Raw genomic sequence first — 22258 nt, 5'->3', positions numbered from 1 at the left:
AATAAAAAAGGCTCGCCGTGGCGAGCCTTTTCTTAATTCATGCCAATTACAGGCTGGAGACGTTTTCGGTCAGGTATTTTGCAACGCCGTCCGGAGAGGCGTTCATCCCTTCTTTCCCTTTTTCCCACTGCGCCGGGCAAACATCACCGTGCTCTTCGTGGAACTGCAGCGCGTCAACCATACGCAGCATTTCGTCGATGTTACGACCCAGCGGCAGGTCGTTAACCACCTGGTGGCGAACAACGCCGTTCGCGTCGATCAGGAAAGAACCACGCAGCGCCACGCCCGCTTCCGGGTGCTCGATGCCGTAGGCTTTCTGGATTTCGCGTTTGATGTCAGCAACCATTGCGTATTTCACTGCACCGATGCCGCCTTTGTCGACAGGGGTGTTACGCCATGCGTTGTGGACAAATTCAGAGTCAAAAGAAACGCCAACCACTTCAACGCCGCGCTTCTGGAATTCTTCATAACGTTTGTCGAACGCGATCAGTTCTGACGGGCAAACGAAGGTGAAATCCATCGGCCAGAAGAACAGAACGGTCGTTTTACCGTTGGTGTGCTGTTTGAAGTTGAAGTTATCAACAATCTCACCGCTACCCAGTACCGCAGCTGCTGTGAAATCCGGAGCCTGACGAGTAACCAGTACCATATAATTCTCCTGCAAAGTTAAGGGTTTTTGGAACGCAACGCGGGCCAGTATAGAGAGTGTTCGGCAATAAGACAAAGAGGCGCTGACAATCGTTCAGTGAGCTTTTACCTATCAATATCCCCGCAGGGCCGGTAAGTAGCCGCGGGAAAATTGCCGGATGGCGGCTTCGCCTTATCCGACCTACTGATATCTGTTGATATCAGAGCGTTTTCTGCCTGGCCTGCGCCATCATGCGCGGATAAAACTGCCAGAAACGCGCTTCCAGGGCATCGTAGTGGGTATCCAGGTCGTACCAGGAGTCGCGAAGGGCATCAAGACGAGGGCGACGACTGGCCATGCCGTTCAGGACATCCTGTATAAAATCCATATCGCTGTAACGCTCCAGCCACTTTTGTGACCACAGGTAGTTATTCAGATTCACAAAACGCGGCGGCGATTCCGGCAGGATAATCTTGACCTGGGCATGGGCGTAACCCACAAAGGCCTGTAAAGGGAAGTCCGGGGAGAGTTGCGCCCAGTGACGCGACAGGAAGTGATCCCACATTACATCGAGCGTAATGGGCGCGACGCGCCGGGTTTCGGGGCGAAACCACTCTTTTGCCTCTTTCACTTCCGGCAGATTATCGGTGAGCACGTCTATGCGACGATGCATAAAAATACCGTCCACCACATCAGGCGCAAAGTTCGCTTGCGGATTCCCCCGCACAAAATCGGCCAGCAGATTGCCGGAAAGTGAGCTTTCGGCGAGATAAGCCAAATGTAAGTGAGCAAGAAAATTCATGGTTTAATGTTCATCCAGAGGGGTAAAGGTTGCAGGGAGAACGCCCCGGCACTAGACTACCCGCCTCTTATTTTAGTCAGAGTCAGTGTCATGCGCGTTGCCGATTTTTCCTTTGAATTACCCGAGTCCCTGATTGCCCACTATCCGATGCCTGAGCGCAGTAGTTGCCGCTTGCTGTCATTAGACGGGCCGACGGGCGCGCTGACGCACGGTACTTTCACCGATTTACTCGATAAGCTCAACCCTGGCGATCTGCTGGTCTTTAACAATACCCGCGTGATCCCGGCGCGTCTGTTTGGCCGTAAGGCCAGCGGCGGCAAGATTGAAGTGCTGGTTGAGCGTATGCTGGATGACAAGCGTATTCTGGCGCATATTCGCGCTTCTAAAGCGCCGAAGCCAGGCGCTGAATTGCTGCTGGGCGATGATGAGAGCATCAAGGCCACCATGACCGCGCGTCATGACGCGCTGTTTGAAGTCGAATTTAACGACGAACGTCCGGTTCTGGATATCCTCAATACCATCGGTCATATGCCGTTACCGCCGTACATTGACCGCCCGGATGAAGACGCCGACCGCGAGCTGTATCAGACGGTTTACGGTGAAAAGCCCGGCGCGGTTGCGGCGCCAACCGCAGGTCTGCATTTTGACGACCCTCTGCTCGCCAAACTGCGTGACAAAGGTATTGAGATGGCGTTCGTCACGCTGCATGTCGGTGCCGGGACGTTCCAGCCGGTGCGTGTGGACACCATTGAAGACCACATCATGCACTCCGAATACGCCGAAGTGCCGCAAGACGTTGTGGATGCGGTGCTGGCCGCGAAAGCGCGCGGTAACCGGGTGATTGCGGTGGGGACGACGTCCGTGCGTTCACTGGAAAGCGCAGCGCAGGCGTCCAACAACGACCTCATCGAACCGTTTTTCGGCGATACGCAGATTTTTATTTATCCAGGTTATCAATACAAAGTGATTGATGCGCTGGTGACTAACTTCCATCTGCCTGAATCGACACTGATTATGCTGGTGTCGGCGTTTGCCGGTTATCAGCACACCATGAATGCATACAAGTCCGCAGTAGAACAAAAATATCGCTTTTTTAGTTACGGTGATGCCATGTTTATCACGTACAATCCGCAGGCTTTGAATGAGCGTGTCGGGGACTGACTCCGCGACACCGTATGAAAACGTCGGACTGTTTTTCTGACGCTGGAGAAAAAATGAAATTTGAACTTGATACTACCGACGGACGGGCTCGCCGTGGCCGCCTGGTGTTTGATCGTGGCGTGGTAGAAACGCCTGCATTTATGCCTGTTGGCACTTACGGCACCGTCAAAGGGATGACGCCGGAAGAAGTTGAAGCCACTGGCGCACAAATTATCCTCGGCAACACTTTCCACCTGTGGCTGCGCCCGGGCCAGGAAATCATGAAACTGCACGGCGATCTGCACGATTTTATGCAGTGGAAAGGCCCAATCCTCACCGATTCCGGCGGTTTCCAGGTGTTCAGTCTGGGTGATATTCGCAAGATAACCGAACAAGGCGTACACTTCCGCAACCCGATCAACGGCGATCCGATTTTCCTCGATCCTGAAAAGTCTATGGAGATTCAATACGATCTCGGTTCCGATATCGTGATGATTTTCGACGAATGTACGCCGTATCCGGCTGACTGGGACTATGCTAAACGCTCCATGGAGATGTCTTTGCGTTGGGCGAAGCGTAGTCGCGACCGTTTTGACGGCCTTGGCAATAAAAATGCGCTTTTTGGCATCATTCAGGGCAGTGTTTACGAAGATTTACGTGATATCTCCGTCAGAGGTCTGGTAGATATCGGCTTTGATGGCTACGCTGTCGGCGGTCTGGCTGTGGGTGAGCCAAAGGAAGATATGCACCGTATTCTGGAGCATGTTTGCCCGCAAATCCCGACGGATAAACCGCGTTACCTGATGGGCGTCGGCAAACCAGAAGATCTGGTTGAAGGCGTGCGTCGTGGTATCGATATGTTTGACTGCGTGATGCCAACGCGAAACGCCCGTAACGGTCACTTGTTCGTGACTGACGGCGTGGTGAAAATTCGTAATGCGAAGCATAAAAGCGACACCAGCACACTCGATGCCGAGTGTGATTGCTATACCTGTCGCCATTATTCGCGCGCTTACTTGCATCATCTTGACCGTTGCAATGAAATATTGGGCGCACGACTCAATACCATTCATAACCTTCGTTACTACCAGCGTTTGATGGCGGGTTTACGTAAGGCTATTGAAGAGGGTAAATTAGAGAGCTTCGTGACCGATTTTTACCAACGCCAGGGTCGACCTGTTCCACCTTTGAACGTTGATTAATTTTAATAATGAGGGAATTTGAATGAGCTTTTTTATTTCTGATGCGGTAGCGGCAACAGGTGCTCCGGCGCAGAGCAGCCCGATGTCTCTGATTCTGATGCTGGTGGTGTTTGGTCTGATTTTCTACTTCATGATCCTTCGCCCACAGCAGAAGCGTACCAAAGAACACAAAAATCTGATGAGCTCCATTGCGAAAGGCGATGAAGTGCTGACCAATGGTGGCCTGGTGGGTCGTGTGACCAAAGTAGCTGAGTCTGGCTACATTGTTATCGCGCTGAACGACACCACTGAAGTGGTTATCAAACGTGACTTCGTAGCTGCCGTTCTGCCGAAAGGCACCATGAAGGCGCTGTAATTTATTGTTTTCCCAAAGGGAACTGCCGTGTTAAACCGTTATCCTTTGTGGAAGTACATTATGCTGGTCGTCGTGATTGTCGTCGGCCTGCTTTACGCACTTCCCAACCTGTATGGTGAGGATCCGGCTGTTCAAATCACTGGCGCGCGCGGTGTCGCCGCCAGTGAGCAAACGCTGATCCAGGTCCAGAAAACGTTACAAGAAGAAAAAATTACTGCTAAGTCTGTGGCACTGGAAGAGGGCGCTATTCTTGCGCGCTTCGACTCCACCGACACCCAACTGCGCGCACGTGAAGCGCTGATGGGCGTGCTGGGTGATAAATATGTCGTGGCGCTAAACCTTGCTCCAGCGACCCCGCGTTGGCTGGCTGCTATTCACGCAGAACCGATGAAACTCGGTCTTGACCTGCGTGGCGGCGTTCACTTCCTGATGGAAGTGGATATGGACACCGCACTGGGTAAGCTGCAGGAGCAAAATATCGATAGCCTGCGCAGCGAACTGCGCGATAAAGGCATTCCTTATACGACTGTACGCAAAGAAGACAAATACGGTCTGAGCATCACGTTCCGTGATGACAAGGCCCGCGATGAGGCGATCGCTTATCTGACGCCACGCCATCGCGATCTGGTGATCACAGGCCAGGGTAGCAATGCGCTGCGTGCGGTAATGACTGATGCTCGCCTGAGCGAAGCCCGCGAATATGCGGTGCAGCAGAACATCAATATCTTGCGTAATCGTGTTAACCAACTGGGTGTTGCTGAGCCAGTCGTACAACGTCAGGGTGCAGACCGCATCGTCGTTGAACTGCCGGGTATTCAGGATACCGCGCGTGCGAAAGAGATTCTGGGCGCCACCGCGACCCTGGAGTTCCGTCTGGTCAACACCAACGTAGACCAGTCTGCTGCCACTTCCGGGCGTGTACCGGGTGATTCCGAAGTGAAACAGACCCGCGAAGGTCAGCCTATTGTGCTGTACAAACGCGTGATCCTGACCGGTGACCATATCACCGACTCCACTTCCAGCCAGGACGAATACAACCAGCCGCAGGTTAACATCTCGCTGGATAGCGCGGGTGGCAACATCATGTCTAACTTCACCAAGGACAATATCGGTAAACCGATGGCGACCCTGTTTGTGGAGTACAAAGACAGCGGTAAGAAAGATGCTAACGGTCGTTCAGTACTGGTGAAGCAGGAAGAGGTGATCAACATCGCCAACATCCAGTCTCGCCTGGGCAACAGCTTCCGTATTACCGGCATCGACAACCCGAACGAAGCGCGTCAGCTCTCTCTGCTGCTGCGTGCCGGTGCGCTGATTGCGCCGATTCAGATTGTTGAAGAACGTACCATCGGCCCAACGCTGGGTATGCAGAACATCGAACAGGGTCTGGAAGCGTGTCTGGCAGGTCTGGCGGTTTCTATTCTGTTCATGATCTTCTTCTACAAGAAATTTGGTCTGATCGCGACCAGTGCGCTGATTGCTAACCTGGTACTGATCGTCGGCGTCATGTCGCTGTTGCCAGGGGCCACGCTGAGTATGCCGGGTATTGCGGGTATCGTGCTAACCCTTGCGGTGGCGGTCGACGCCAACGTACTGATTAACGAACGTATCAAAGAAGAGTTGAGCAACGGGCGTTCGGTGCAGCAGGCGATCAACGAAGGTTATGCGGGTGCATTCAGTTCCATCTTTGATGCGAACATCACCACGCTGATTAAAGTCCTGATCCTGTATGCAGTCGGCACCGGCGCAATCAAAGGCTTCGCTATCACCACCGGTATTGGTGTAGCAACGTCGATGTTTACCGCAATTGTCGGTACGCGTGCCATCGTAAACCTGTTGTATGGCGGCAAACGCATCAACAAGCTGTCAATCTGAGGAGTGCGTTGTGGCACAGGAATATACTGTTGAACAATTGAACCATGGCCGTAAAGTCTGGGACTTTATGCGCTGGGACTACTGGGCTTTCGGCATCTCTGGTGTTTTGCTGATCGCGGCCATAGTGATTATGGGCGTGCGCGGCTTTAACTGGGGGCTGGATTTCACCGGTGGTACGGTTATTGAGATCACGCTGGAAAAACCCGTGGATATGGATCAGATGCGAGCGTCGCTTGAAAAAGCGGGCTTCGTCGAACCACAGGTGCAGAACTTTGGTAGCAGCCACGACATCATGGTGCGCATGCCTCCGGTGAAAACCGAGAGCGGCAGCCAGGTGTTGGGCAGCAAAGTGCTGGAGGTCATTAACCAGTCCACCGATCAGAGCGCGGCAATCAAGCGTATTGAGTTTGTTGGGCCGAGCGTCGGGGCTGACCTGGCGCAGAGCGGGGCGATGGCGCTGTTGGCGGCGCTGATCTCCATCCTGGTCTACGTTGGTTTCCGCTTCGAGTGGCGTCTGGCGGCGGGGGTGGTTATCGCTCTTGCGCACGACGTGGTGATCACCATGGGCATTCTCTCTCTCTTCCACATTGAGATTGATTTGACCATCGTGGCGTCGCTGATGTCGGTTATCGGCTACTCGCTGAACGACAGCATCGTGGTTTCGGACCGTATTCGTGAAAACTTCCGTAAGATCCGTCGCGGTACGCCGTACGAAATCTTTAACGTGTCGTTGACCCAAACGCTGCACCGTACCTTGATCACTTCCGGGACAACCTTGATGGTTATCCTGATGCTGTTCCTGTTCGGTGGCCCGGTACTGGAAGGCTTCTCGCTGACCATGCTTATCGGTGTGTCTATCGGTACGGCTTCATCTATCTACGTTGCCTCCGCGCTGGCGCTGAAGCTGGGGATGAAACGCGAACACATGCTGCAGCAGAAAGTTGAGAAAGAAGGGGCGGATCAGCCGTCAATTCTGCCTTAAGCAGCGGTTCACGCCATCATCGAAATCCCGGTCAAATGACCGGGATTTTTTTGCTTATCCGTTTGAATTTACTGAAGTGAAACCATTGTTGCAGGGGGATGTGTTACTGCCTGCGCGTGATGACGTTTTTTGCGCCATCAGGATGGAAGGGCGATTTTCTGTTTCTGTCAGTTGAACTGTGCGTCTCTGTTCTTTTGATATTGCCCCATCTGGACAAAACCAATATGGTCAGCCATTAACTGCGCTTCATGCTCACTGTGCGTCACCAGCAGTGCGGTTTGCCCGGCGTCGCGCAAAATATCCCGAACCTCGCTGCCGAGACGCTCGCGCGTTTTTTTATCCAGGCTGGAAAAAGGCTCATCCAGCAACAGGATGTCGGGATGCGGCGCCAGCGCACGGGCTAATGCAATACGTTGCTGTTGGCCGCCGGAGAGCTCATGAGGGTAGCGACCGGCATGGCTGTGCAATTCCACCATTCTCAGCAGTTCCGTCACTCTGGCCTGTTGCGCCTCACGCGGCATCCGGCGTAAACCAAACGCCACGTTTTGTTGCGCTGTCAGATGGGGGAATAACGCATATTCCTGAAAAACCATCCCGACGTGACGTTTCTCTGGCGGCAGATGAATGCCCGGCCCGGCGACGCGTCGTTGTGAAACATAAATCTCTCCGCTTCGCAGCCGTTCAAATCCGGCAACGGCACGTAACACCGTGGTTTTTCCGCAGCCGGAAGCGCCCAGCAAACAGGCCAGTTCACCTTTACGCAAGGACATTGAAAACCCGTTCAGCACCGATTGCTGGCTGTTGCCATAGGCAACATGCACATCCTCAAGGCGTAATGCAATTTCTGACATTGTCGTTCCTTTAGTGGCGGCGCGTCAGTTGATGACGCACCAGCAAAATAACCGGCAGTGTGCCTGCAAGAACAATCATTAAGGCGGCAATGGCCCCTTCCTCATAGGTTCCGCGAGCGGCTTCTGCATAAAGCAACGTTGCCAGCGTCTCGAAGTTGACCGGACGTAAAAGCAGCGTCGTGGGCAACTCTTTCATCGCATCGGCAAAGACTAACAATGCGCTACTGACCAACGCCGGGCGCAATAACGGGAAGTGAACCCGGGCAAACGTTCCTGCGCCATTTTCCCCTAACAAACGCGAGGCTTGCTCAAGGGAAGGGGGGATCCGACCAAGCCCGGAATCCAGTGCGCCGATGGCAATCGCCTGGAAACGCATGGCACAGCAGATAACCAGTAATATGCCCGCAGACATCAACGGCAAGCCGCGAATTTCCAGTAAATCCGCCAGCCATTTGTCGACCGCCATCGCCGGTGTCAGGAATCCAATCGCCAGAATCGTGCCTGGAACCGCGTAGCCCAGGGAGGCGAGGCGCATAACGCCGCGACGAAATCCCGGCATTGCGTTGTCTGCGGCGCTGTGGCGTGCGCTCCACGCCACCAGCAAACTGACGCACACGACCACCAGAGTGGTTCCCCCCGCCAGCGTCAGCGTGTTTTGCAACGCCGAAAGTAACGAGGCGGACAGCGGATTTTCTTCACCTAACCGTTTCAGGCTTTCCCAGACCAAAAACAGAACCGGCGCCAGGAAGCCGAGAATCACCGGCAGCGAAATGATCGCGCCGAGAAGCCAGCCGCGCCAGCCGTGTACGCGTGTGGGTTGGATTTCCCGCAGGCTGCGGCTGCTAAAGCCTTGTTTTCTGCGGCCATAAAATTCCAGCGTCAGTATGCAGAAAATAAACATCAGCATCATGCAGGCGATTTGCGCAGCGGAGGCCAAATCAGAGCGAGAAATCCAGGTGGTATAGACGGTGACGGTTAAGGTTTGCACGCCGAGAAATTCTGACGCGCCAATGTCGTTCAGCGTTTCCAGCAGCGCCAGACTGATGCCCACCGCCAGCGCCGGGCGTGCCAGCGGCAGCGCAACGCGAAAGAAGGTACCGGCAGCGCCGCAGCCCAGCGTGCGGGCAGCCTCCAGCAGGTGCGCAGGCTGGCTAATAAACATCGCCCGGGTCGTCAGGTAGACGTAAGGGTACAGCACTAAACCGAGCAGAATAATGGCGCCTGGTAGTGAGCGCAAATCAGGCAGACGGAACTGTCTCGGGCTGTCAAATCCCAATAAAAAACGGATGAATGTTTGCAGCGGGCCGATGGGATGCATTAAATCGAGCCAGGCGAATGCCACAATATAGGTCGGCATTGCCAGCGGCAGCAGCAGTGCCCAACTGAGAATTTTGCGCCCGGGGAAGTCCCATGCCGTGACCGCCCATGCGCTGCCAACGCCAATGACGCCCACCATTACCGCTACCCCCGCCAGCAGCAGCACGGTATTTTTCAGGACTGAGGGCAGTACAAAGGTGATGAGATTATCCCAGTGGGAGAAGTCAGCCTGCGTTGCCTGCCAGAGAAGCGCCACGATAGGGGTGAGTACGCCCAGCGCAACAAACAGCGCGCCAAGATGCAGCGGCGTTAATAACGACTGCGGCCCGGAAACCAGGCCGCGTAACGTTGTCAGATGAAGTGACTTATTGATCGAATCCAACTTTATCAACCAGGAGACTTGCTTGTTTACGGTATTTCACAATTTCGGTTAACGGGACTTTGTCGACGTCAATCTCACCAATGGTCGCGCTGATAACAGGATCAAGCGTGACGCCTTTCAACACCGGATATTCAAAGTTTGCTTTGGCGTAGAGCTGTTGGGCTGGCGCAGACACCAGGTATTCCATCAGTTTTACGGCCTCTGCTTTATTCGGCGCGTAGCGGGCCACTGCGGCGCCACTGATATTCACATGCGTGCCGCCTTGCTCAAAGGTTGGCTTCACGACTTTAATGGCGTCACCCCAACGGCGGGCATCACTGCCTTCTTTCGCATTTTTCATGTGGCCGACGTAATAGGAGTTCGCCAGACCGATATCACAAATGCCGCCAAGAATATCGCGGGCGACATCACGGTCGCCGCCGGTGGCTTTACGCGCCAGGTTCGCCTTCACGCCACGCAGCCACTCTTCGGTTTTCGCTTCACCGTGGTGGGCAATCATGGCGGCAATCAGCGCCGTGTTATAAGGATGCTGCCCGGAACGGATACACACTTTGCCTTTGTATTCCGGGCTGGAAAGCTGTTCGTAATGCCAGTTATCAATGGGCAGGGATTTATCCGCATAGAGCACACGGGCGCGCATAGACAGCGCAAACCACTGATTATCTTCACCGCGTAAATTGGCCGGAATAGCCGCCTTCAGCGCGTCTGACTGTACCGGCTGTGTGACGCCCGCTTCGACTAAATCGATGAGATTACCGGCATCGACGGTCATCAGCAGGTCAGCAGGGGAGTTTTTACCCTCCGCTTTCACGCGCTCTAACATGCCGTCTTTAATATAAACCGTGCTCACTTTGACGCCGCTGGATTGTGTCCAGCTATCGAGTAATGGCTGAATCAGGCCAGGTTCACGCGTGGTGTAGAGGGTTAACGTCTCCTCGGCCAGCGCGGGGGCGCTGAAACAGAGAGCCAGAGCTGATGCAAGAGTGATTCGGTGCAGTCTGATGCTGGGCAAAGCATTCATCGTTTTTATCCCGGAGTAATTGGAACTAATCGTGATCCGAACAGGCGCCTGTGCTGCAGGCGCGCATACAATAAATGATAATCAGTAGCATTGACAATTGCAGGAAAATGCAACTGATTCACATTTACAAAACTTTAATCAACGATGTGATATGGCAGGGGGGCAGCGCCTTCGCTGAGGGGTACGGCGGAATGTAAAAATGGTTTCACTACTGACAGTATGCTGTCAGTAGCCCTGCTTTATGATTTCTCCTGAACTCACCCAAACAGGCAGGAGGAACCATGAAAAGCATTATTAACTGGTTTGAAATTCCGGTTGCGGATATGGAGCGCGCCATTGCGTTCTATGAGCCGGTGATGCAGATGTCGTTACGCCGTGAAAAAATGGATTGCGCCGATCTGGCGGTGTTCCCCTATGACGAACCGGCGACCGGGGGCGCACTGGCCAAATTTGATGGGATTACGCCATCGACGCAGGGCGCTATTATTTATCTGCATACGGCAGATCTGGCGGCAACACTACAACGCATCTCTACCGCGGGCGGCGAGTGTGTCTTTGGGCCGCTCGACCTGGGGCAGAACATTGGCACTATTGCGCTGTTTACCGACAGTGAAGGCAACCGTGTTGGCCTCCATCAACCCGTGTAATCATCGCGAAGACAGAGAGTGAAAATGACCCGACGCGCCGACCGTTTGTTTCAGATTGTGCAAATCCTGCGTGGCAGGCGGCTGACAACGGCGGCGCTGCTGGCCGAACGGCTTGAGGTTTCCGAGCGGACAATCTATCGCGATATCCGCGACCTTTCATTATCCGGCGTACCGGTGGAAGGCGAAGCGGGGATCGGGTATCGCTTAATGGCTGGCTTTGATCTGCCTCCGCTGATGTTAACGCACCGCGAATCAGAAGCGTTGATGGTGGCCATTCGTTTGCTGAAAACATGGGGAGGGGATTCTCTTTCGCGGGAACTGGAGTCCGCGCAGGAGAAGGTGCTGGCGATATTGCCGGAAGAGAGTCGCCGCCGGGCTGAGCAGACAAGGCTATTTGCGCCTGATTTTGGTACGCAGCCGCATTCCCGCAGTGCCTTTGATCTCATTCACCAGGCGGTTTCGGCGCAGCAGGTACTGGCGTTGCATTATCGCGATGAAGCCGGACATCTCAGTTGGCGGGACGTGCAGCCGCTCGGGATGTTCTTCTGGGCAGAGCACTGGCTGTTGATTGCCTGGTGTGAGCGGCGTGAAGATTACCGCTGTTTTCGCGTTGACCGTTGCCTGCAGATTACCCCGCTTGACCGGCGTTTTCGTGAAGACGCTAATCGCTCATTGCGTGATTTCTTGCGCAAAGTGCAATGTGAAGAAAGGACGTAAATAGTCGTCGCGCCGGGATTGCTAAAAAGTCAGCTTCGCGGGAAACTGCACATGACCTTATAGTTAACCCTGGTACTTCATCATCATGGCGATAATCCCTAAAAATTATGCGCGGCTGGAAAGCGGCTATCGTGAAAAAGCGCTGAAACTCTTCCCCTGGGTCTGTGGGCGTTGCTCACGCGAGTTTGTCTACTCGAACCTGCGTGAGTTGACGGTGCATCATATGGATCACGACCACACCAATAATCCGGAAGATGGCAGTAACTGGGAACTGCTTTGCCTCTACTGTCACGATCACGAGCATTCAAAATATACTGAGGCCGATCTGTATGGTTCCACGGTCATTGCCGGGGAAGATGCGCAGAAGGATGTCGGGGAAGCGAAGTACAATCCGTTCGCTGATTTGAAGGCGATGATGGATAAGAAGAAATAAAAAAGCACCGACGCTATTTTCGTTCGGTGCTTTTATGCCCGGTGGCGCTTTGCTTACCGTGCCTGGGTGATTAGAAGTTATACCCTACGACCAGGTATCCACCCCAACCGGTAGAGCGTACGTTAAAGTCGCCTTTACCGAAGTTCAGCTCTGCGTCATCGCTCCACTGACCGCCATTGTGCCAGTAACGGGCTACGACAGAGTAGTGCCAGTGATCGTAGTTCAGCGCCAGAATGTGGCTGGAAGCGATAGAGTTGTTGGTACGCGCTTTGTTGCCGTTAAGATCGGAGAAATCTTCGTCGCCCAGATCTGAACCCCAGTCGAAGTTAGTGAAGCCGATATAGCTCAGGTTGCCGCCCCACAGATCGGTAATCGGCACGAAGTATTTCACTTTGAAACGGTAGCCGTCCCACTCGTTTTCGTTCGCTGCGCCGTAGTTCTGCCACTGGTATTTTGCATAGACGTTCATGGACAGGCTCATCGGCAGACCGGTGTCGATGTCGGTACCCAGACCCATGTACCAGGTGCTCTGGCGGCCATCTTTGTTACGACCCATGTCGTAGATGTAGTTGTTCGCGAAGTACCACTCTTTAAACGGACCAAAGCTCAGATCGGTATTGGTCAGTTTGTCGATAGAGAAACGCGGTTCGATTTCCATAAACAGCGGAGAACCGTGGTTCCAGATACCTTTCGCATCACCATTACCGCCGAAGAATACCGGGGCATCCGCGTAGCCGTAGAAGTCAAACCAGTCTTTTTTCGCGAAGGCTTCATATTCAAGATAGGTATCGTTACGGATCTGCGGTCCGAAACGCGTATGGTAGCTACCGACCACGTTTACGCTCTGGTGCCACCAGTCTGAAAGATATTCCGGTTTGTCGTTTTCAGCTGCATTAACGGTGAAAGACGACGAGAGCGCCAGCACTGCACCGGCTGCAAGTAATGTTTTTTTCATATGTATGCCACTGTTTAAAAATCCCTTGCGGGAGTGAAAAAGGCGCAAATTGCGTTTCTAAATATTTCGTGTTTCTGCGGAACCTATTATAAAAACCCTTGCTCACAAAAATCTGTCTTGTTTCACAGTTCTATCATCCACGTAATCGATTGCGTTCACGTTTGCGCACTTTAAGCGATAAGAATGTACTGGCTTTAATGAATGTAGCCAATTTTCACTAAAAGTGCGGGCGATGTAAGGGGAATAACAAAACTGAACGGGGAAATGTTGCGGAGCGAACAAAGCGCTCCGCTTGGGCGTTTATTGTGTCACAGGCTGGATGTCGTGGATGCGAATGAACCCTGGCTGGTCAGCAGTCAATCCCTTTAACTGTAACGGAATATCAATGTCGCTGGGCGCCAGAAGACTGGCAGGGGCGTTAATCAATTGATTATGTACATTCACCTCCTGATAATTTTCAGTCGTTCCCTGGAGTTGTCCGTATTCCACCGTACCGCTGAATGCCGGTAATGGATCGTTGGACTCGCCCTGAATACGCAGCGTCAGGCTTGTACCGTCGGCATTCGGGGCAATATTGATAAGCGACATGCGCAGTGTGCCAATCTGGCTGTTCAGACGGGCTGGCGTTTTGGAACCCGGTAACAGGTAAACGCCGCTGGACGATTTCGCATTCAACGTGTTTTGCTGGGTAATCTTTATGGTTTCCTGGTTCAACTGGGTCATTTCTGCATTCAACGTGCTGACGCTGTGATGCATCTGGCGAACTTCGCTCTGCTGCACACAGGCACTAAGACTAAAGAGGCTTCCCACCAGGAGAATTCTTAGGTAACGTCTTGCCATGTAGATTATTTCCTTCATTGTCGGGATAACCTAATGGTAGATCTCTGCGTGAGCAAAGGCATAGATCCTTTGTCTCAAAAGCGCTCTGCCTTTGTTGTCACGTCAGTTCAGGGTAAAATAGATTTCGTTAACCACTGAGGTACAGGACGCCGTATGCATTGCCCATTCTGTTTCGCCGTAGACACTAAGGTTATTGACTCTCGTCTGGTCGGCGAGGGCTCTTCAGTACGCCGCCGTCGGCAGTGTCTGGTCTGCAATGAACGTTTCACGACGTTTGAAGTCGCGGAGCTTGTGATGCCGCGCGTGATAAAAAGTAACGATGTGCGTGAACCGTTCAATGAAGAGAAACTGCGTAGCGGTATGCTCAGAGCGTTGGAAAAACGCCCGGTCAGCGCCGATGACGTAGAAATGGCGTTAAATCATATTAAATCGCAACTGCGCGCCACCGGGGAACGTGAAGTCCCCAGTAAGATGATCGGCAATCTGGTGATGGAGCAACTGAAAAAGCTCGATAAAGTTGCCTATATCCGTTTTGCCTCCGTATACCGCAGTTTTGAAGATATCAAAGAATTCGGCGAAGAGATCGCTCGCCTACAGGACTAAGCCATGCTGGATGAGTTTTACATGGCGCGAGCGCTGAAATTGGCTGCGCGCGGGCGGTTCACCACGCATCCCAACCCGAACGTCGGTTGTGTGATTGTCAAAGAGGGCGAGATTGTCGGCGAAGGCTATCATCATCGCGCCGGTGAACCTCATGCTGAAGTCCATGCGCTGCGCATGGCGGGCGAGAAAGCCAAAGGTGCCACCGCGTATGTCACGCTGGAACCGTGCAGCCATCATGGGCGTACGCCGCCATGCTGTGATGCGTTAGTGGCGGCGGGCGTCACGCGCGTGGTCGCGGCCATGCAGGATCCCAACCCACAGGTGGCCGGGCGCGGACTTTATCGTCTGCAACAGGCAGGCATTGACGTGAGCCACGGGCTGATGATGAGCGACGTGGAAGCGTTGAATAAAGGCTTTCTCAAGCGGATGCGTACGGGATTTCCGTATATACAGCTTAAGCTTGGCGCCTCGCTCGATGGCCGCACGGCGATGGCCAGCGGCGAAAGCCAGTGGATCACCTCGCCACAGGCGCGGCGTGACGTGCAGCGTCTGCGCGCGCAAAGCCATGCCATTCTGACCAGCAGTGCGACGGTTCTGGCCGATGACCCGGCACTCACGGTACGCTGGGATGAACTGGACGCGGATACGCAGGCGCTTTATCCGCAGGAAAATCTGCGCCAGCCGGTGCGCATTGTTATCGACAGTCAAAACCGTGTCACGCCAGAACATCGTATTGTGCAACAGCCGGGTGAAACCTGGTTTGCCCGTACCCACAGCGACGATCGCCACTGGCCGGAAGGGGTGAAGTCAATCATGACCCCGGAGCACAACGGCCATCTTGACCTTGTCCTGCTGATGATGCAGCTTGGCAAACAGCAGATTAACAGTCTCTGGGTTGAAGCGGGGCCGACGCTGGCGGGAGCGCTATTACAGGCCGGATTAGTGGATGAGCTTATCGTCTATGTTGCGCCTAAACTGTTAGGAAGCGACGCCCGGGGATTATGTGTACTGCCGGGGCTTGAGAAATTAAGTCAGGCACCCCATTTTAAATTCAACGAGATACGCCATGTAGGCCCGGATATTTGCCTGCATTTAGTGGGCGCATGATCTCCCGGTTCGAAAGGGAAGCAGCGCACAAAATATTATGATAAAATCCGCCCCCCTGCGGGGCCACAAATGAACCCGAAGGAAGAGTATGAACATTATTGAAGCTAACGTTGCTACCCCGGACGCTCGCGTCGCCATCACCATTGCGCGTTTCAACAACTTTATCAATGACAGCCTGCTTGAAGGTGCGATTGACGCCCTGAAACGTATTGGTCAGGTAAAAGATGAAAACATTACTGTCGTTTGGGTTCCGGGCGCGTATGAGCTGCCGCTGGCGGCTGGCGCACTGGCAAAAACCGGTAAATATGACGCGGTGATTGCGCTGGGTACCGTTATCCGTGGCGGTACTGCACACTTCGAATATGTCGCTGGCGGGGCAAGCAATGGCCTGGCGCATGTCGCTCAGGAAAGCGAAATCCCGGTAGCGTTTGGTGTTCTCACCACTGAAAGTATTGAACAAGCTATTGAACGTGCTGGCACTAAAGCCGGTAATAAGGGCGCTGAAGCTGCACTGACCGCGCTTGAAATGATTAATGTATTGAAAGCCATTAAGGCCTGATTTTTGTAAGGGGAAATCCGTGAAACCTGCTGCTCGTCGCCGCGCCCGTGAGTGTGCCGTCCAGGCGCTCTACTCCTGGCAGTTGTCCCAGAACGACATCGCTGATGTTGAATACCAGTTCCTGGCGGAACAAGACGTCAAAGACGTTGACGTCCTGTACTTCCGTGAACTGCTGTCGGGAGTGGCGACTAATAGCGCGTATCTCGACGGTCTGATGAAGCCGTACCTGTCCCGCCTGCTGGAAGAGCTGGGTCAGGTAGAAAAAGCGGTGCTGCGTATTGCGCTGTTTGAACTGTCCAAACGTCAGGATGTGCCATACAAAGTGGCCATTAACGAAGCTATCGAACTGGCGAAAACCTTCGGTGCCGAAGATAGCCACAAGTTCGTCAACGGCGTACTGGATAAAGCAGCACCTGTGATTCGCCCCAACAAAAAGTAATCTCCAGGCCGTCAGAAGAGCGGGATATTTCCGCTTGCCTGGCGGCTTTTTCTTTTTTCCTGCTGAGGCATAACGTATGGCATGCGGCGAGTTCTCCCTGATTGCCCGTTATTTTGATCGTGTAAGAAGCTCTCGCCTCGATGTCGAGACCGGCATTGGTGACGATTGCGCTCTCCTGAATATCCCTGAAAAACAGACCCTGGCGATCAGCACCGACACGCTGGTGGCGGGCAACCACTTCCTTCCTGATATTGATCCTGCCGATCTGGCCTATAAGGCACTGGCGGTAAACTTAAGCGATCTGGCTGCGATGGGGGCCGACCCCGCCTGGTTAACGCTGGCATTGACGCTCCCCGAGGTGAATGAAGCCTGGCTCGCCGCGTTCAGTGACAGCCTGTTTGAACAACTCAGTTATTACGATATGCAGTTGATTGGCGGCGACACCACACGTGGGCCGTTGTCGATGACGCTGGGTATCCATGGCTATGTCCCTGCCGGGCGCGCCTTAAAACGCTCGAGTGCGAAACCGGGCGACTGGATCTACGTTACCGGGACGCCAGGCGACAGTGCCGCAGGGCTGGCGATTTTACAGAATCGATTACAGGTGGCAGAGGCGAAAGATGCAGAGTATCTGCTGAAGCGCCATTTACGCCCCATGCCGCGTATTTTGATTGGCCAGGCGCTGCGCGATCTGGCGAGCGCGGCTATCGATCTCTCCGACGGGCTTGTCTCGGATTTAGGGCATATCGTCACGGCCAGCGGTTGTGGCGCCCGCGTTGAAGTGGACGCATTACCGTACTCCGATGCGCTCTCCCGTCATGTGGCGCCAGATCAGGCTCTGCGTTGGGCGCTCTCTGGCGGTGAAGACTACGAGTTATGCTTTACCGTCCCGGAAATTAACCGCGGCGCGCTGGATGTGGCTATTGGCCAGCTCGGGGTTCCGTTTACCTGCATCGGACAAATGAGTGCAGACGTGGAAGGCATGAATTTTGTGCGTGACGGGGAGCCTGTCACCTTTGACTGGAAAGGATATGACCATTTTGCCACGCCATAAAGATGTCGCGAAAAGTCGGTTAACGCTATGTAATCCGTGGCATTTATTGGCGACAGGATTTGGCAGCGGGCTTAGCCCTGTCGTGCCAGGTACAATGGGATCGCTGGCGGCGATCCCTTTTTGGTATCTGATGACATTTTTACCCTGGCAGCTCTATTCTCTGGTGGTGATGCTGGGGATCTGCATCGGTGTTTATCTTTGCCATCAGACGGCGAAAGACATGGGCGTGCACGATCACGGTAGCATTGTGTGGGACGAGTTTATCGGGATGTGGATAACCCTGATGGCATTGCCCACCACGGCCTGGCAGTGGGTGGCTGCAGGCTTTGTGATTTTCCGTATTCTGGATATGTGGAAGCCCTGGCCGATCCGCTGGTTTGACCGCAACGTTCATGGCGGAATGGGGATTATGGTCGATGATATCGTCGCGGGGGTGATTTCCGCCGGGATCTTGTATTTCATCGGGCATCACTGGCCGATTGGGTTGATTTAAACGCGTATATTGCCGGATGGCGGCATAAATGCCTTATCCGGCCTACGGGTTAGCACGGCGCCAGTGTAGGCCCGGTAAGGCGAAGCCGCCACCGGGCGAGATATTGCCGGATGGCGGCATAAATGCCTTATCCGGCCTACGGGTTAGCACGGCGCCAGTGTAGGCCCGGTAAGGCGAAGCCGCCACCGGGCGAGACTTTGCCGGATGGCGGCATAAATGCCTGATCCGGCCTACGGGTTTGCACAGAGCCAGCGTAGGCCCGGTAAGGCGAAGCCGCCACCGTGCGAGACTTTGCCGGATGGCGGCATAAATGCCTTATCCGGCCTACAGTTTTGCGCGGCGCCAGTGTAGGCCCGGTAAGGCGAAGCCGCCACCGGGCGAGATTTTGCCGGATGGCGGCATAAATGCCTTATCCGGCCTACGGGTTAGCACGGCGCCAGTGTAGGCCCGGTAAGGCGAAGCCGCCACCGGGCGAGATATTGCCGGATGGCGGCATGAATGCCTGATCCGGCCTACAGTTTTGCGCGGCGCCAGCGTAGGCCCGGTAAGGCGAAGCCGCCACCGGGCGAGATTTTTGCCGGATGGCGGCATAAATGCCTGATCCGGCCTACGGGTTTGCACAGAGCCAGCGTAGGCCCGGTAAGGCGAAGCCGCCACCGGGCGAGATATTGCCGGATGGCGGCATGAATGCCTGATCCGGCCTACGGGTTTGCACGGAGTCAGCGTAGGCCCGGTAAGGCGAAGCCGCCACCGGGCGAGATTTTTGCCGGATGGCGGCATAAATGCCTGATCCGGCCTACGGGTTTGCACGGAGTCAGCGTAGGCCCGGTAGGGCGAAGCCGCCACCGGGCGAGATATTGCCGGATGGCGGCATAAATGCCTTATCCGGCCTACAGTTTTGCACGGAGCCAGCACCACCGGCATTACCACATTACTTAAACCCCACCACCGGATGTTGCTTGTACGGTGTTTCCAGTTCGGCAATCTGTTCGGGTTGCAGCGTTAAGTCCACGGCATTCAGCAGTTCATCCAGTTGTTCTTCGCGCGATGTGCCGATAATCGGCGCAGCAACACCACGTTTACTCAGTAGCCAGGCCAGTGCGACCTGGGCACGCGTCGCGCCAAGCTCTTCACTGACGCCAGCCAGACGTTCAGCGATTTGCGCGTCATTTTCATCGCTCTCATTGTACAAATTTTTACCTACTTCATCAGAGACCAGGCGGGCGGTGGTTTCCCCCCAGGGCCGAGTCAGGCGTCCGCGCGCCAATGGACTCCAGGGGATCACCGCCACGCCTTCCTGATAACACAGCGGCAGCATTTCGCGCTCTTCTTCACGATAGATAAGGTTGTAGTGATCCTGCATGCTGATGAACTGCGCCCAGCCATGCTGTTTCTGGAGCGCCAGTGCCTGAGCGAATTGTGCCGCGTACATAGAAGAGGCGCCGAGGTAGCGTGCCTTGCCGGCCTTGACTACGTCGTTCAGGGCTTCCAGCGTCTCTTCAATGGGCGTGTTGTAGTCCCAGCGGTGAATTTGCAGGATATCGACATAGTCCATGCCAAGGCGGGTGAGGCTGTCATCAATTGAACGCAGAATTTGCGCCCGGGATAATCCTTCCGGCAGGTCGCCGACGGGATAAAAGACTTTGGTCGCGACCACTACGTCTTCGCGACGGGCAAAATCCCGCAGGGCGCGCCCGACAATTTCTTCGCTGCTCCCGTCGGAATAACTGTTGGCGGTATCGAAGAAATTAATGCCGCCAGCGAGTGCGCGTTGAATGATGGGGCGACTGCTTTCTTCCGGTAGTGTCCAGGCGTGATTGCCGCGATCCGGTTCACCGAACGTCATGCAGCCCAGGCAGAGGCGAGAAACCCGGAGGTCTGTTTTTCCTAACGTATTGTATTGCATGATACCACTCCTGCTTTGCTGGTTATCGTTCAAGCATAGCAGGAGTGAGGAGGGGAGTTACGCCAGCCAGGCCTTGATTCTGGCTTCAATACCTTCAGCGTTGAGTCCCAGTTCTGCGCGGGCTTCGTCCTGGGTGCCTTGTGGGATGAAATGGTCTGGCAAACCGAGGTTAAGCACCGGCACGGGTTTACGATGCGCCATCAGCACTTCGTTGACGCCGCTGCCTGCACCGCCCATGATGGCGTTCTCTTCAAGAGTGATCAGCGCCTCGTGGCGAGCCGCCATTTCCAGAATCAACGTTTCATCCAGCGGTTTCACAAAACGCATATCGACTAAGGTTGCATTGAGCGACTCCGCCACTTTGGCCGCTTCTGGCATCAGCGTACCGAAATTCAGAATCGCCAGCTTTTCACCGTGGCGTCTGACGACACCTTTGCCTATCGGCAGTTTTTCCAGCGGGGTCAGTTCAACGCCTACCGCATTACCGCGTGGGTAACGTACGGCAGCAGGGCCCTCGCTGTAGTGATAGCCGGTGAAGAGCATCTGGCGACATTCGTTTTCGTCGCTCGGCGTCATGATGACCATTTCCGGGATGCAGCGCAGGAAGGAGAGATCGAACGCCCCCTGATGGGTTTGCCCGTCAGCGCCCACAATCCCCGCCCGGTCGATGGCAAATAGAACCGGCAGTTTTTGAATCGCAACATCGTGCAGCACCTGATCGTAGGCGCGTTGCAGGAAGGTGGAGTAAATCGCCACCACCGGCTTATAACCGCCAATCGCCAGACCGGCCGCAAAGGTCACCGCGTGTTGTTCAGCAATCGCCACGTCGAAATAGCGATCGGGGAATTTACGCGAGAACTCCACCATCCCGGAACCTTCACGCATTGCCGGTGTGATGGCCATCAGTTTGTTGTCTTTGGCCGCCGTTTCGCACAACCAGTCGCCGAAGATTTTCGAGTAACTCGGCAGGCCGCCGCTGCTTTTAGGCAGACAACCGCTGGAAGGATCAAATTTGGGAACGGCGTGGAACGTAATCGGGTCTTTTTCTGCGGGTTCGTAACCACGACCTTTCTTGGTCATGATGTGCAGGAACTGCGGCCCTTTCAGGTCGCGCATGTTCTTCAGGGTGGTGATGAGTCCGACGACGTCGTGACCATCGACCGGCCCGATGTAGTTAAAGCCCAGCTCCTCAAACAGCGTGCCGGGAACGACCATGCCTTTGATATGTTCTTCGGTGCGCTTGAGTAACTCTTTAATCGGCGGTACGCCGGAGAAGACTTTCTTCCCGCCTTCGCGCAGTGAAGAGTACAGCTTGCCGGAGAGCAGTTGCGCCAGATGATTGTTCAGCGCGCCGACATTCTCGGAGATCGACATTTCGTTGTCGTTCAAAATGACCAGCATGTCCGGCTTGATATCGCCCGCATGGTTCATTGCTTCAAACGCCATCCCTGCGGTAATGGCGCCATCGCCAATCACGCAGACGGTACGACGGTCTTTACCTTCTTTTTCAGCGGCAACGGCAATACCAATTCCGGCGCTGATGGAGGTGGAAGAGTGACCGACGCTCAATACGTCATACTCGCTCTCTTCACGCCACGGGAAGGGGTGTAAACCGCCTTTCTGGCGAATGGTGCCGATTTTATCGCGGCGGCCGGTGAGAATTTTGTGCGGATAAGCCTGATGCCCCACATCCCAGATCAACTGGTCAAACGGGGTATGGTAGACATAGTGCAATGCCACGGTCAGTTCCACCGTGCCCAGCCCGGAGGCGAAGTGTCCACTCGAACGGCTTACGCTGTCGAGTAAATAGCGGCGCAGCTCGTCGCAGAGTTTCGGCAGGCTCTCTTTCGGGAGCAGACGTAACTCCTGGGTGGAATCGACCAGTGCCAGGGTAGGGTATTTGGCTATATCAAAACTCATCAGAGACTCATCGTTTGTTTACCCAAATTG

Annotated in this window: 23 protein-coding genes; 14 read left to right on the top strand and 9 right to left on the bottom strand. The window is 54.5% G+C overall.

Annotated elements, in window-relative coordinates; translation table 11 throughout:
- Positions 1 to 46 precede the first annotated feature (46 nt).
- On the bottom strand, positions 47 to 649 hold the full coding sequence (locus tag ACO7SM_RS16610; protein WP_048212444.1) for a peroxiredoxin: 603 nt from the start codon (positions 647 to 649) through the stop codon (positions 47 to 49).
- Between the two features lie 199 nt (positions 650 to 848).
- Positions 849 to 1430, bottom strand: coding sequence for an ACP phosphodiesterase (acpH, locus tag ACO7SM_RS16605; protein WP_490468439.1), 582 nt, complete (start codon positions 1428 to 1430; stop codon positions 849 to 851).
- 90 nt (positions 1431 to 1520) lie between these two features.
- Between acpH and queA the strand changes: the two genes are divergently transcribed.
- From queA to secF, 5 genes are read left to right on the top strand one after another with little or no spacing between them, the layout of a single operon-like run.
- Positions 1521 to 2591, top strand: a complete 1071-nt coding sequence (queA, locus tag ACO7SM_RS16600) for a tRNA preQ1(34) S-adenosylmethionine ribosyltransferase-isomerase QueA (protein ID WP_490468438.1) — start codon at positions 1521 to 1523, stop codon at positions 2589 to 2591.
- A 53-nt stretch (positions 2592 to 2644) separates the two neighbouring features.
- Positions 2645 to 3772 (top strand): tRNA guanosine(34) transglycosylase Tgt, encoded by a 1128-nt coding sequence (gene tgt / locus ACO7SM_RS16595; RefSeq protein ID WP_490468437.1) that lies wholly within the window; start codon positions 2645 to 2647, stop codon positions 3770 to 3772.
- Positions 3773 to 3794: 22 nt separating this feature from the next.
- Positions 3795 to 4127: a preprotein translocase subunit YajC gene (gene yajC / locus ACO7SM_RS16590; RefSeq protein WP_203358689.1), complete on the top strand. Its 333-nt coding sequence runs from the start codon at positions 3795 to 3797 to the stop codon at positions 4125 to 4127.
- Between the two features lie 27 nt (positions 4128 to 4154).
- On the top strand, positions 4155 to 6002 hold the full coding sequence (gene secD, locus ACO7SM_RS16585; protein WP_490468436.1) for a protein translocase subunit SecD: 1848 nt from the start codon (positions 4155 to 4157) through the stop codon (positions 6000 to 6002).
- 10 nt (positions 6003 to 6012) lie between these two features.
- Complete coding sequence (gene secF / locus ACO7SM_RS16580; RefSeq protein WP_490468435.1) at positions 6013 to 6984, top strand: protein translocase subunit SecF; 972 nt, start codon at positions 6013 to 6015, stop codon at positions 6982 to 6984.
- Between the two features lie 167 nt (positions 6985 to 7151).
- Here secF and ACO7SM_RS16575 read toward each other — a convergent pair whose 3' ends face one another.
- From ACO7SM_RS16575 to ACO7SM_RS16565, 3 genes are read right to left on the bottom strand one after another with little or no spacing between them, the layout of a single operon-like run.
- Positions 7152 to 7835 carry an ABC transporter ATP-binding protein gene (locus ACO7SM_RS16575; protein WP_490468434.1) on the bottom strand — a complete coding sequence of 228 codons (684 nt, stop codon included), beginning with the start codon at positions 7833 to 7835 and terminating at the stop codon, positions 7152 to 7154.
- 10 nt (positions 7836 to 7845) lie between these two features.
- Positions 7846 to 9534, bottom strand: a complete 1689-nt coding sequence (locus ACO7SM_RS16570; protein ID WP_490468433.1) for an ABC transporter permease — start codon at positions 9532 to 9534, stop codon at positions 7846 to 7848.
- Entirely contained in the window at positions 9518 to 10555 is a 1038-nt protein-coding gene (locus ACO7SM_RS16565; protein ID WP_490468432.1) for an extracellular solute-binding protein, read from the bottom strand. The genes ACO7SM_RS16570 and ACO7SM_RS16565 overlap by 17 nt, the downstream gene beginning before the upstream one ends.
- Before the next feature lie 281 nt (positions 10556 to 10836).
- Here ACO7SM_RS16565 and ACO7SM_RS16560 point away from each other — a divergent pair, with 281 nt between their 5' ends.
- The 3 genes from ACO7SM_RS16560 (at position 10837) to yajD (ending at position 12352) form a co-directional block, all read left to right on the top strand.
- Positions 10837 to 11202 (top strand): VOC family protein, encoded by a 366-nt coding sequence (locus ACO7SM_RS16560; RefSeq protein WP_490468431.1) that lies wholly within the window; start codon positions 10837 to 10839, stop codon positions 11200 to 11202.
- A 24-nt stretch (positions 11203 to 11226) separates the two neighbouring features.
- Positions 11227 to 11919 (top strand): helix-turn-helix transcriptional regulator, encoded by a 693-nt coding sequence (locus ACO7SM_RS16555; protein ID WP_490468430.1) that lies wholly within the window; start codon positions 11227 to 11229, stop codon positions 11917 to 11919.
- Positions 11920 to 12004: 85 nt separating this feature from the next.
- Positions 12005 to 12352 carry an HNH nuclease YajD gene (yajD, locus tag ACO7SM_RS16550; RefSeq protein WP_192611356.1) on the top strand — a complete coding sequence of 116 codons (348 nt, stop codon included), beginning with the start codon at positions 12005 to 12007 and terminating at the stop codon, positions 12350 to 12352.
- 70 nt (positions 12353 to 12422) lie between these two features.
- On the opposite strand, the gene tsx is transcribed toward yajD, so the two are convergent.
- A complete protein-coding gene (gene tsx / locus ACO7SM_RS16545; protein WP_490468429.1) occupies positions 12423 to 13307 on the bottom strand; it encodes a nucleoside-specific channel-forming protein Tsx in 885 nt (294 codons plus the stop codon).
- 300 nt (positions 13308 to 13607) lie between these two features.
- On the bottom strand, positions 13608 to 14147 hold the full coding sequence (locus ACO7SM_RS16540) for a SadB/YajI family lipoprotein (RefSeq protein ID WP_490468428.1): 540 nt from the start codon (positions 14145 to 14147) through the stop codon (positions 13608 to 13610).
- A gap of 153 nt (positions 14148 to 14300) precedes the next feature.
- Here ACO7SM_RS16540 and nrdR point away from each other — a divergent pair, with 153 nt between their 5' ends.
- The 6 genes from nrdR (at position 14301) to pgpA (ending at position 18402) form a co-directional block, all read left to right on the top strand.
- Complete coding sequence (nrdR, locus tag ACO7SM_RS16535) at positions 14301 to 14750, top strand: transcriptional regulator NrdR (protein WP_162378968.1); 450 nt, start codon at positions 14301 to 14303, stop codon at positions 14748 to 14750.
- Positions 14751 to 14753: 3 nt separating this feature from the next.
- Positions 14754 to 15857 carry a bifunctional diaminohydroxyphosphoribosylaminopyrimidine deaminase/5-amino-6-(5-phosphoribosylamino)uracil reductase RibD gene (gene ribD / locus ACO7SM_RS16530; protein WP_490468427.1) on the top strand — a complete coding sequence of 368 codons (1104 nt, stop codon included), beginning with the start codon at positions 14754 to 14756 and terminating at the stop codon, positions 15855 to 15857.
- 88 nt (positions 15858 to 15945) lie between these two features.
- Entirely contained in the window at positions 15946 to 16416 is a 471-nt protein-coding gene (ribH, locus tag ACO7SM_RS16525; RefSeq protein WP_046476205.1) for a 6,7-dimethyl-8-ribityllumazine synthase, read from the top strand.
- Between the two features lie 19 nt (positions 16417 to 16435).
- Entirely contained in the window at positions 16436 to 16855 is a 420-nt protein-coding gene (gene nusB, locus ACO7SM_RS16520; RefSeq protein ID WP_192611360.1) for a transcription antitermination factor NusB, read from the top strand.
- Between the two features lie 76 nt (positions 16856 to 16931).
- Complete coding sequence (gene thiL, locus ACO7SM_RS16515) at positions 16932 to 17909, top strand: thiamine-phosphate kinase (RefSeq protein WP_490468426.1); 978 nt, start codon at positions 16932 to 16934, stop codon at positions 17907 to 17909.
- Positions 17887 to 18402: a phosphatidylglycerophosphatase A gene (gene pgpA / locus ACO7SM_RS16510; protein ID WP_192611362.1), complete on the top strand. Its 516-nt coding sequence runs from the start codon at positions 17887 to 17889 to the stop codon at positions 18400 to 18402. The genes thiL and pgpA overlap by 23 nt, the downstream gene beginning before the upstream one ends.
- A 931-nt stretch (positions 18403 to 19333) precedes the next feature.
- On the opposite strand, the gene yajO is transcribed toward pgpA, so the two are convergent.
- Both yajO and dxs read right to left on the bottom strand, forming a co-directional pair.
- Positions 19334 to 20308, bottom strand: a complete 975-nt coding sequence (yajO, locus tag ACO7SM_RS16505) for a 1-deoxyxylulose-5-phosphate synthase YajO (RefSeq protein WP_490468425.1) — start codon at positions 20306 to 20308, stop codon at positions 19334 to 19336.
- A gap of 57 nt (positions 20309 to 20365) precedes the next feature.
- Positions 20366 to 22228: a 1-deoxy-D-xylulose-5-phosphate synthase gene (dxs, locus tag ACO7SM_RS16500; RefSeq protein ID WP_490468424.1), complete on the bottom strand. Its 1863-nt coding sequence runs from the start codon at positions 22226 to 22228 to the stop codon at positions 20366 to 20368.
- Positions 22229 to 22258 lie beyond the last annotated feature (30 nt).

Source organism: Citrobacter sp. LJND-P06 (genome assembly GCF_058188415.1).
The sequence above is the reverse complement of the archived record's forward strand: the minus strand, read 5'-3'. Positions and strand labels throughout refer to the sequence as shown.